The sequence below is a fragment of the Cohnella sp. GCM10027633 genome (assembly GCF_042675445.1).
In the GTDB taxonomy this organism is placed as follows: Bacteria; Bacillota; Bacilli; order Paenibacillales; family Paenibacillaceae; genus Cohnella.
Map to the genome: position 1 here is coordinate 42,740 of NZ_JBHTGV010000014.1, position 11,505 is coordinate 54,244.

Consider the following 11,505-nt stretch of genomic DNA (forward strand, 5'->3'; position numbering starts at 1 on the left):
CGACGTTGATTTCTCGTCGGAGGCCGTCGCTGTTCTATGTCTACGAGGCTATTGCACGGCCATGGAAATCTTGATGTCTACTCCTGATTCCGTAGACAGCCCTTCTCCGACAAGCAACGCATGATGCAAGAAAGACAAAGCCTCGCTATTCGTAATGATCTTAGGGGAGGTTCGGAACAACGCATTGTTCAGGTTCTTGTCGAAGTTGCCGTTATTCTCGATGTAGATCTCGCAGGACTGCCCGGCGTGGTCTCTTCCCTTAAGAATGTACCTTGCGGATAAGGTATGCCTGTCGCCGTGCTTTCCGATGACTTGCGTATCCACCCCTCCATCAAGTATGATTCCTTCGAAATATTTACCGGTCGCATGACCCGTGAATAGAATCATGACGACGGAATCCCCGTCACGATTGCGCAGCTCGGACACGTTGCCTATTTGCACATGAACCGTGAATATTTCCTCGAATTGCACGGTACTCCCCCTTTTTCGTACTATTCGTTCCCCTGTCCCCTTATTGTACACGGTTGCAACGTTCAAACCACCCTCTTCACGCCGGGGATTCGCCGGATGAACGAGGCTGCCGTGTAAGAGAGGAAGACGGCCGAACAGCCTACCATCGCGAATTTCATCATCGGATTCCAATCCAGACCGCGAAGCGCGAAGGAGACGTAGGTGACTACAAGCGCATGGAGGATATATACAAGGAAGGCGTTCGCGGACAGCCATCCGGTAACTTTCGTTGCCCCGCCGTTCCATCGATTGCGGAACCCTACCAGCAGCGCGTAGGAAATGCCGACTCCCATTAACGGGTCGATCGTTGCATAGAAAGCCGATTGCCAGCTCGCTCCCCCCATAAACGCGGAGACATCGCCATCCATTGCGCCCCCGAAAGCCATCCCTGCAGCCATCAAGACGATCAGCGACAGCGCCGCCCGCTTCCATTTCCGCGCCGCCTCTTGGGTAAGCTGCTCGAGCCATTGCCCGCGGTATGCCGCAATACCCGCCATGAACAGGCCGATATAGGCCGGAAAATAAGCCAACTGTAAATTCAACGCTTCTTCTCCGACAGGGTATACCAGACGTATCGCGAAATTCGCCGCAGCGACGATTATGACATATCCGGTTATCAAGCGCGGCGTCATAGCGATGCGTTTGCCCCGTACTTTGCCGGCGGTCAGCCGACGAAACCCGGCATACCCTGCGAAGAACAGCAGCAACGCCTCTAGATACCACAGCGGCCCTACCGCGAATGCAAGAACGCCTTGAAACGGTTCGGTAACGATTTCTTTGTGTATGAACGTGCCCAACGAACCTTCGTATCCGGAGGCGACATATTGCAGAAGAGGAGCGATGACCAGCATGTAGAACAACAGCGGAATGCCGAACCGGAACAGGCGTGCCTTGAGGAAACTTACAGCCCCGTTCCGATCATAGGAAGCGGGCGTTACGAATCCGGAAATAAAGAAAAACAATCCCATGAAAAACGATTGGTTAACGGCCGTAAACATCGTCAGCAGCGTGTTAACGACGACATTGTCCCGATGCTCGTAATAAAACCAGCCTCCCGATCCACCATAAGTGATCGCGGTATGATGGAGCACCACCAGCACCGTCAAGAGTACCTTTAACCGATCCAGATAGATCAGCCGCTTTTCCATATTCGGATCCCCTCCAAGAGTTCATGCTTATACGGTAACACGGCATCCATGGGAGGCTCACCGAAACGATGAAGGGAAAGCGCGCAAATCGAACTTCGGTTAGGGTCGGCGACTATTTCGGTCCCGCTCGCACTGTTGCGGTGTTGCAACGAATCCGCCATGCTATACTTAAATCGATCGCCAAGGAGCATCGCGTGGGGAGGCCTGTATGAAACATATTTTATTGGTGGACGATCACCGGACGTTTTTGGCCGGAACCGCCATCCTATTGGAGAAGCACGGCTTCCGCGTTACGGTCGCGTCAAGCGGGCCGGAAGCATTGGAGCAGATGGAGCAGGCTTTGTTCGATCTGTTCGTGCTCGACTTGAAGCTGCCGGGAATGAACGGCTTCGAGTTGACGGAAACAACGCTGCAGCGCCGTCCGGAGGCGACGATCGTCATATTGACCGGCGAGGACATCGCAGAGCATTATGACCGGTTGATCGAGATCGGGGTAACCGGCATCCTGGAGAAATCGCTCGGCGAACAGGAATTTATAAGCAGTCTCCGATTAGCCATGCAACAATTAACGGTTCTTCCCCTTCACCTCGCCAAGCAACTGCGAACCAAAGAAAACCGATTGTTCAGCCCAAGCCCGGATACCGGAACCGCGAACAGAACGTTAACGGATAAAGAAGTGGCCGTCTTGAAGCTGATCGCTCAAGGACATAAAAATAAAGACATCGCGGACCGGCTATTCATGAGCCAGCGCAATGTCGAATACGTAATCTCCCATCTGTTCGAGAAGCTGAATGCGTCCTCCCGTCAGGAGGCGGTCATGAAAGGGATCGAGCTGAAATGGCTGAACCTGGACGTATAGCCCGTCCGGCGGCTACAGCGGTACGGAACATCGGATCGCAACCCCTTGACCCGGCGCCGACTGTACCGCAATTTCCCCTCCGACCATGCGAAGCCGCTCCGTAATGCCTCTTAATCCGAACCGGTTCGTGTACGAGAAATCGACATCCGTCTCCATCCCTTTCCCGTCGTCCGTATACCGGATATGCAGTTCCCCTCCTTGTTGCCCGACCGCCAGCGTCACCCGGTTCGCTTCCGAATGCTTCATCGCATTATGGATGAGCTCTTGCACGACCCGGAAGATCGTCGTCGTCTGTTCGTCGCTGAGAGAAGCGGTGATCGGCCAAGGCTGGAATACGAGTTGAAAATCAGCCCGCAACCGCGTCCTCTCCACCAGCTTGGAAACCGCATGCAGCACGCCTTGATCGGACAAAAAAGACGGCATTAGCTCCCGGCATGTTTCTCGAATCATAAACTCGGCATTATCCAACCCGATACGTATGTGCTCCCTCTCTTCATCCAGCCACTGCCCGGTCGGCGTTCGATCCAATACTCGGCGGATATGGAGCAATTCTTGCAGCACCTCGTCGTGGAGATCGGAGGCCAGCCGTTTCCTTTCCTTCTCCGCCATCTGCATGAACAACTTGGACAACCAAGGCGCCCGGTCGGCTTGCTTCAGCTCCATTTCCGCTAACCGGCCCTCAAGCAGTTGAAAGTATTCGTAGAAGATCGACACGTACTTCGACATGATCGATAACGCGAACTTGTCCCGTTCTTCAATTGCAATCCGTCCGCCATCCATGGCATATACCGCCAAGAAAAGCCTTGTTTCCTCCGTGCCTCCCGCCGCACCTAACGCCATTGAAGAAGTAATCATCGCCTCTCCGGGCGAAAGCGAGTTTCGCTTCGATAGCAGCATCTCGCCAATGTCCTTCCCAGGAGGAGTAGACCCGGCTGCTCCTTCGAATCCGACGGAACGAGTCGCTTCATCGTACTTTACCAACGCAAACGCGTGCGGCTGGAAATGTCGTTGTCCTTCGCGGATAACGCATTTCTCCCAATCGGCGACCCGGTAGGTCCGAAGCATCTCGGACAACAATCGATCCAATCGCAGCCGGGTATCGACTTCCTGCTCAAGCGCCGCGTTATTCGATCGGAGCTCTTCGGTAACGGCCCTGTTGTCCTTCAACGTCTGAACGAACCGGCGGAAGAACACCACGCCGAACGCCGTTAACAAAGCAAGCAACGCCCATGGGAACGTATCCTCCAAACCTTGCTCCCACAATACCCTGCGATACCCGAGGCCGCGCCCCTCGATATCCTCCAACAAATCTTTGACCGGATCAGGCAGCAGAACGAGCGCGAACACGACGAATCCGCCCGCGATCAAACGAAGCTCCGAGCGATGCTCTTCGCGGCGTAACAACGTTACGAATTGCGATATGCACAGCGCCATGTTCAAAAAAACGAGAAGCAGGAATAGCCGGTTTAGGACAACGAACGAAGATTCCCCGGCCGATATCATCAAGGCTGCCGCAATCGCCGTCCAGAGCACTCCTAGCGCCCAGAGGAGCATGCGGGTGACCGGTCGTTTTGCCGTTCCTAGCAGGTAAGCAATTAACGAGAAGAGCAGGAACACCATTCCGCACTTGATGACCAACGTCCCGTACGGAATATCCGGAAATGACCCGAACAACAACGCTTTTTCGTCCCAATCCCAGAACAGCTGAAGCGATGTCATTAACGAGATCACGCCAAGATAAAGAAAGCCGCGCTCCAGAGGGAGAACGGCGAACATTGCCCAGAACACGATCGCGACGAACGCAAAAAGCAAAATAAAGGCAGCATCGTCGATATGGTAGCGAAAACGGTTGAACGCATCCGACCCGCCGGCAAGCGGTTTCATGAGCTCATAGTTAATCAAACCGTTCATCGCGAACAGAATGAAAGCCGCTCCTACCACTTTTGCCAAAGGTTTCAACATGGTTATCTACCTATTATTCAAGAATGTTATTGCGATTTGATACTAAGTATACGCTCTCTTTATTCGCATGTCAGTATTTTCCCGATTGCTGTTCTTTTCTGGAAAGAGAGTGCCGGCTTATTCGTTATTTCAACTGCACGGGCAATACGCCTTGCGCCATTATTGTTCCTAACAACGCCTTGGCGCTTGCCGCCAGGTTAGGCTGCTGCTTCCCGTATACCGCAAGCGCGGATTTCGCGTTCTGCAGATAGAGCATCTCGTACGGGTTGCCAAGAGAGAGCAGCGTATAGCGCTGGCGCTTCTTATTCATCAGGTCGAGGATCGCTTGGTAACCCGCCCAGCCGAATTCGCTCGCTACGTTGCGGAATTGATAGGAGGCAAGGATGACGTAATCGGCCTTGTCGATCGCTTGCGTCGTCTTCGTCTGACCGAGCACGACGACTTCCGTCGTTAGACGCTGCGTAGTGCTTGCCGCGACGAGTTGCTTCTCGAGCTGCTTGCCCGTGTCTTCATCGGCGGCCGCGATTACGACATGGTCGCCTTGACGAATCGATTCGATCGGTCCGGCCAACGTCGTTACCGCGCGTTCCGCGATTGTCCGTTCGACTTGGCGGTGCGCGGCGGAACCGATGACGGTCGGCAGTGAGGCTAACCGGGTCGGGAAATCGTCGTAGTCGCGATCGAACAAACCGTACTTGGATTTGAGCTCCAGAATGCGCCTCACGGAATCCCGGATTCGGTCCGACGAGATCGTCCCGTTCTTGACCGCTTTCACCAGCGTATCGTGCGCGGTCTCCAAGTCTTGGGGCATTAGAACAATATCCACGCCGGCGGAGACGGCCCGAACCACGGCATCCTTCTCCCCGAAATGCTCGGCGATTCCCTTCATCGTGAATGCATCGGTAATGATAACGCCTTTGAACCCGAGCTCTTCCCTAAGCAGGCCGGTTAGAACTTTCTTGGACAACGTAGCCGGAATCGGAACGCTGCTGCCGTCCTTAAGGGAGATCACATGCTGGTTGTCTATGGCGGGAAACGCGATATGAGCCGTCATGATCATGTCTGCTCCGGCTTCAATCGCGGCACGGAACGGCTTAAGCTCCACCGCGTCGAGCCGCGAGCGGTCGTGATTCAACACCGGCAGGCCCAGGTGGGAATCGACGTTGGTGTCCCCGTGTCCGGGGAAGTGCTTCACCGCCGCGATCACGCCGGCCTGCCGCAGCCCCTTCATGGTCGCCAGGCCCAGACTCGACACCAGGTCCGGATCCGAGCCGAACGATCGTATACCGATAATCGGATTATCCGGATTGCTGTTCACGTCCAACGAGGGCGCGAAATTCACTTGCAGCCCGAGAGCTTTCATTTCCTCTCCTGTAAGCTTGCCTGCGGCCACTGCAAGATCGGCATCGCCCGTAGCGCCTAGCGCCATCTGTCCCGGCAGATTCGTGCCGCCCGGTAACCGGTTGACGACGCCGCCCTCTTGATCGACGCCAAAGAACAACGGAATGTCTCCCGCCCTCGTCTGCACATCGTGAGTGAACGTAGCGACCTGCTTGGCATTAACAATATTGTTCTCGAACAAAATGAACCCGCCGGGATTCTGATCGCGCAGGGTCATCTCGATCCCCGCGTTCATTGAGGTGGTCGATTTGCCGTTCCATTGCTTGAAATACGGCATGAGCATTTGTCCGACCTGCTCGTTAACCGTCATGTAAGACATCAGCTTGTCCCAATCCTGCGCCTCGATGGCCGCGTTGCGTTCGAATCGGATTACACGCGATAGGAATACCGCGAATTCCGCCCTCGTAACCGATCGTTCGGGGCGATAGGTGCCGTCCGAATATCCTCCGACCAGTCCGTTGGAGCTCATCGTCCGGATCGGATCCGCGGCCCAGCTGTCTCCGATATCCGATAGGGGCGCCGCTTGCGTTCCGTTAGTCAGCTCATAAGCGCGATTAAGGAACGCCGCCGTCTCCGCGCGCGAGATCGGTTCGTCGGGATGGAAGGCGCCGTCCGTGAATCCGCGGGCAAGCCCTTTCTCCGAAGCGACTGAGATGACATCGTAGAACGGGTGCGCCGGCGTAACGTCCTTGAAATTCGGCTTAGTGCCCGCCTTCGTCTGCGGATACAGTTCGCGGACGAGGAAGGCGACGGCCTGCGCCCGCGTAATGGCATGGGACGGTCCGAACAATCCGTTGCCGTACCCGGAAACCGTGCCGCGATCGGCCATGTATGCAATGCTGTCCGCGGCCCATTGCGAGTACTTGAGATCGGTAAACCGCTCTTGTGCGGCGACGGATCCGGCCCAAATGAAAGATGCGCCTAATAAGCTTGAGGTTAGTCTAATCGATGGCTTAAGCTTCATGTTGTTCCCCTACGCGATATCTAATGTATCTTTATTAGACGCGATTGATGTGATTTTGTTTCTTCTGCCGCCTCCTATTTGAAGCCGACCCGACCGCTCGGCCCGCATGCTATTCTAAAGCCAAGGTCGTCTATCTTGAATTCCGGCATGCTCTTTCTTCTTACCGTAGAACCGCAGTTGTTCTCGACTTCAGCCCAACTGCCTCCCCTGAAGATTCTATAGTTCCCATACCGTTCAGTATCGTATAGATCCCAACACCATTCCCATACGTTCCCGACCATATCATAAAGTCCCCATGGATTCGGAAGCAGCTTTCCGACTTGTTGAGTCGATCCATTGGCGTTTTCTTGGTACCATGCAATCTTATCAATGCTGTCATAACGATATCCCTTTGTTCCCGCTTTGCACGCATACTGCCATTCGGCGTCCGTTAGTAGTCGAAAGCCGTCCGCTTTTTTGTTATATATCGTATTCTCGCTTTCATTCGTGATTGCGTAGCATTCATTCCTATCGAATAATCTGGACAACTTGTTACAAAAGACGATCGCGTCCAGCCATGAAACTTCCGTGATGGGCAGGTTATTCTCATTAAGTGCCGCAAGTTCCTCATGCATGACAAAATGATATAAACGCCGTGTGACCGGATACTTCATTACGCAAAAGGGTTCGATGGTTTCCGTCCACGTAATCACTTTCCGATCCGTTCCTCTTCCCGGGTCCGATAAGGTGTAATCGGAACTAAGCCATTTATTCGGATTCCTATAATCGCGCAATTCAACAGTCCCGCCTTCTATCGGCACCATCAAATTCATGAGCTCTTCTTGAAAATGTTCTCCGTCAGCTCCGTTTTTTTCTACTACCATCGCAACCTCCTGCCTTTTCAGCGGTGACTATTATTGTTTCGTTTGTTACCTTCAATCGCAATGAACTCCGGCAAATAATGGGGAGTACAGCCCTTTGATACCATCTCATCTTTATAGAGACCTGTTTTCTCGCCAAGTTCAATACCCAGAAAGCTCGCCTTTGAAGGGCAGAAGGACTATTTTCCCATAACTTCATTAATGCAATGTTCTTCTTGTCCTTGGCGAGCTGATTAGCCAGTAACCAATCCATTAAGTAGTTTCGCTCATCGAATGCGTGAATCCGCATATCCTTATCAAGCTGATTCAGCACATCTTCTGAAAGAAGTTTTTTGTCCATCGTTAAAATCGCCAATAGTCTGGGCATAAACGCTTCGGTTGACCAAAGTTCCATCGCGAGTTCGTGATCGATTTTAATGTCCTTCGCGATTGTTCGTAAGTCGCCTAGCTTCGTCTTGCTATTGATCTGTAGCAGAATGTTTTCCGCTTTGGAAGAGATCATGAGACGCGACTCATTGTATCAATGAGTTGTTGGAGCGCTTGCTTAACATCGCCCTGATATAGACCTCCATGATAGCAAATCAACTGCTCGATATCGTAGTCGAGCAAGCGCCGTACGGAGCGGATTGCCTCATCCAGATCCAGCGTGTATTGGGGATTAGCGATGGCGAGCTTGCCTTCCTCGATGACGACGGCATCTGCCGCTATCAGTGTTTTGGTGGCGGGCAAATATAAGGAGATATGCCCCGGCATATGACCGGGCGTGAGGACAATCTCAATCCCGTCGCACCAAGGAAGCCTTTCTCCATTGGATACCGTCCGATCTACGGCAACCGGCTCGATCGACTGCAAGAAGCGAATGAATTGTTCCGCATGCGGCTTGGCTTCAACCGGCAACGCGTTAATCGTTGACTCCGCCTGTTCAAGTCGCAACGACTTCTTCGCCCCTTCAATGTACGGCGCTTCCAGCTCGTGCGCGATGATTTCGATGTGAGGATACGTCCGCTTCAAAGCAGCGAGCGATCCGATATGATCCATATCGTGATGCGTCACGATCAGTCTCGTAACGGAATCAAGAGTAACGTCGTGACGGCTAGCCGCTTCTTCGAGGAGAGGAATAAAATCAGGATAGCCGCAGTCGACGAGAATCATTTCGCTCTCATCTTGAAGAAGGATCGGGGTAATGACCTGTTTTTGTCCGTTATACTCAAACTCGATTTCGAGCAGATGGTAAATACTCATGCAATTACCTCCATAGTAATGCAGGAAATTCAGTTTCTTAGTTTCCGTGAACCGGACTCTTCTTAGCCTTATCTTGAAATATCTTCTTATCGAAGAACAGAAGGATGACGAACAGAATCATACCTAACAACAGGACAGATGCTGTCGATATGAAGCTGAGCAAGGTAAACGTGTTCTCCACCTTATAGTAGAAGAGCATGCTGATTGGCATCAGTCCACCGCCTATCAAACTGGACCAAGCATGCCATTTCGCTATTCTAATCATGCCGATTTCCTTAAACACATGGTAGAAAATCCCGTATGCGAACAAGGTTAACCACCCGACGACAAGGATATGAGCATGCCCGGGAACCAACTCATAATCTTCTCTTCCCGCCATGTCGGAACCGATCATCGCGCCAATCAATGCATAAATTGCAGCTATACGAAGAAACCATTTACGATAAGCAGCCATGTCATTGCACACTCCTCTGTTCTGATTTAGGCAACGTAATGAAGATTTGCGTCCCTGCTCCTAGTTCGCTAGCTACCCGAATGCTTCCGCCGTGCAATTCCACGATTTGCTTCACGATCGTCAAGCCAAGACCTGTTCCTTCTAAGCTTCGAGATGCATCTGCTCGATAGAACCGCTCGAATACGCGGGGCAGTTCACCCTCCTTCATACCGATTCCGGTATCCCTGAAGACGACCGTAACAGCATCATGATGTTCTTCCAGCTCGATTCGAATGGATCCATTCAGCTTATTATACTTCAAAGCATTAGTGAACAAATTGTCCCACACCGTCTCCAATAGACTCTCGTCGCCAAAGAACTGTACCGGCGTAGTTCGATAATAGAGTTCGATCCCCTTCTCTTCGATACGCCACAAATACTTGTGAGACAAACTCTTCAGCTGCTGATCCAACGAATAGAGGGAACGAGATAATCTACGGTTAGACTGATCCAATGACGTAAGAAGCAGTAGTTGCTTTGTTAATATGGATAACCGCTTGGCTTCCGCTTCAATGATGGAAGCATACGCCGCCCTCTCTTCCTCCGTCGGGGATTGAACTCTCAAGAGCTCCGCATAGCCTTGGATGTTGAGGAGAGGAGACTGAAAGTCATGCGACACGTTGCTAATGAATTCTTTTCTTGACCGATCGTTTTCTTGCAATTGCAGCGTCATTTCGTTAAAGCTCTTGGCAAGTTGTCCGATTTCGTCTTTCCGGTCAATCTCGAGCATATGATCGTACTTCTCCTGCGAGATCTGTTTCGTCGCTTCTGTCAGCTGCGTAATCGGACGAATGAGTCGCTTGGCCACAACGAGCATTGCAACAAGACTAATCAATGCAATAGTTATAATCATCCCGGCGAAAATAACATGTACATCTGTAGCGAGCGAATCCACATCAGGTCGAAGGAATAAACCGAAGTTCTCATCCTGATATCGAAAAGGCAGTCCGACCGTATTCGCCAACTTATTAGCGAACATGCCGCTCATGAAGGTATGACCTGGGAAATCCTTAATCCCGTGGTAGACATTCCCCTTGAATACGGATAACTTAATGTCTTCCGGCAAATCCTTATCCGCAAACTCACCACCGATGAATCGGGAGTAGCCCGATTCACCCGCAACATAGATCTGATAACCGATCCGACCCAGCGTAGTTAAATAACTTTCTAGCTCTAGACGGTCAGTCGATTCGATGTATTGCGTAATTTCTTGTGCAATCGCTACGTGCTGCTCATCGTTCAGCTTAACGGATACCCGCTGATAATACATATTCGTCAAGAAGAAAGCGGTAATCGTACTTATCAGCATACTGAGAAGAGTCGTAACGATAAATTGTCGATAAAGGGTCTTCACGGTTGTTGAACTTCCAGCTTGTAGCCAACGCCGCGAATCGTACTGATCTCTACGTAAGCACCTAGATTCGCTATGCGTTCGCGTACTCGCGTCATATGCGTGTTCAACGTATAATCATCTCCTTCATAATCGTGGCCCCATATTTGTTCCATAATCGTACTGCGTTCAATGATATGGCCGGGACGGCTTGCCAATAAGGCCAGCAGTTCAAATTCCTTTAATGGCATGACAACGGAACGATCGCCGGTCGACACTTCGAATAGTTTACGATCAATGGTTACGTTGCCTACCTGAATGATCGATTGGTATTCCTTCTCGAACCTTCTTAAGATGACAGCGATGCGAAACAGTAATTCCTTCGGTTCGAACGGTTTTACCACATAATCCTCCGAGCCCGCCAGGAATCCCTTCGTTTTGTCTTCCAGTTCGCCTCTTGCCGTTAAGAGAATTACGGGAATCCCGTAGTCTTGACTTAAGATTTTGGTTAATTCGATGCCATCCATACCGGGCATCATGACGTCGACGACTGCCAGATCCGGCACTTCCTTCTCCATCAAGTCCAACGCTTCTTCGGCGTTGCTTGCTTCTAACACCCGGTAGCCTTGACGTGCGAGATGAATGCCCACAAGCTGCAGGATGTTCTTGTCGTCATCAACGACGATGATTCTCCTCAGCTCGATCCCCCCTCTTGCGATACAACTGACGAGACAAT

Annotated in this window: 10 protein-coding genes and 1 pseudogene; 1 reads left to right on the plus strand and 10 read right to left on the minus strand. The window is 51.8% G+C overall.

The features are described 5' to 3' along the window. Window positions 1-48: 48 nt before the first annotated feature. On the minus strand, window positions 49-471 hold the full coding sequence (locus ACFQZG_RS23155; protein ID WP_378156884.1) for a DUF3237 family protein: 423 nt from the start codon (window positions 469-471) through the stop codon (window positions 49-51). A gap of 62 nt (window positions 472-533) precedes the next feature. Then, entirely contained in the window at window positions 534-1,658 is a 1,125-nt protein-coding gene (locus tag ACFQZG_RS23160) for an acyltransferase family protein (RefSeq protein WP_378156886.1), read from the minus strand. Between the two features lie 208 nt (window positions 1,659-1,866). On the opposite strand from ACFQZG_RS23160, the gene ACFQZG_RS23165 reads away from it, so the two are divergent. Then, window positions 1,867-2,517: a response regulator gene (locus tag ACFQZG_RS23165; protein WP_378156888.1), complete on the plus strand. Its 651-nt coding sequence runs from the start codon at window positions 1,867-1,869 to the stop codon at window positions 2,515-2,517. 12 nt (window positions 2,518-2,529) lie between these two features. On the opposite strand, the gene ACFQZG_RS23170 is transcribed toward ACFQZG_RS23165, so the two are convergent. From ACFQZG_RS23170 to ACFQZG_RS23205, 8 genes and pseudogenes are all read right to left on the minus strand, one after another. Then, a complete protein-coding gene (locus tag ACFQZG_RS23170) occupies window positions 2,530-4,479 on the minus strand; it encodes an ATP-binding protein (RefSeq protein WP_378156890.1) in 1,950 nt (649 codons plus the stop codon). Between the two features lie 124 nt (window positions 4,480-4,603). Continuing rightward, entirely contained in the window at window positions 4,604-6,844 is a 2,241-nt protein-coding gene (locus tag ACFQZG_RS23175) for a glycoside hydrolase family 3 N-terminal domain-containing protein (protein WP_378156891.1), read from the minus strand. A gap of 74 nt (window positions 6,845-6,918) precedes the next feature. Further along, window positions 6,919-7,707: a formylglycine-generating enzyme family protein gene (locus ACFQZG_RS23180; protein WP_378156893.1), complete on the minus strand. Its 789-nt coding sequence runs from the start codon at window positions 7,705-7,707 to the stop codon at window positions 6,919-6,921. Between the two features lie 17 nt (window positions 7,708-7,724). After that, window positions 7,725-8,206 (minus strand): annotated as a pseudogene (locus ACFQZG_RS23185) (DNA alkylation repair protein). Further along, window positions 8,203-8,946, minus strand: coding sequence for an MBL fold metallo-hydrolase (locus ACFQZG_RS23190; RefSeq protein ID WP_378156895.1), 744 nt, complete (start codon window positions 8,944-8,946; stop codon window positions 8,203-8,205). Before ACFQZG_RS23190 ends, ACFQZG_RS23185 begins: the two are co-directional and overlap by 4 nt. A gap of 37 nt (window positions 8,947-8,983) precedes the next feature. Next, complete coding sequence (locus ACFQZG_RS23195; protein WP_378156897.1) at window positions 8,984-9,400, minus strand: hypothetical protein; 417 nt, start codon at window positions 9,398-9,400, stop codon at window positions 8,984-8,986. Window position 9,401: 1 nt separating this feature from the next. Beyond that, complete coding sequence (locus tag ACFQZG_RS23200) at window positions 9,402-10,793, minus strand: sensor histidine kinase (RefSeq protein WP_378156899.1); 1,392 nt, start codon at window positions 10,791-10,793, stop codon at window positions 9,402-9,404. Beyond that, a complete protein-coding gene (locus ACFQZG_RS23205) occupies window positions 10,790-11,467 on the minus strand; it encodes a response regulator transcription factor (RefSeq protein ID WP_378157043.1) in 678 nt (225 codons plus the stop codon). Before ACFQZG_RS23205 ends, ACFQZG_RS23200 begins: the two co-directional genes overlap by 4 nt. Window positions 11,468-11,505: the final 38 nt, after the last annotated feature.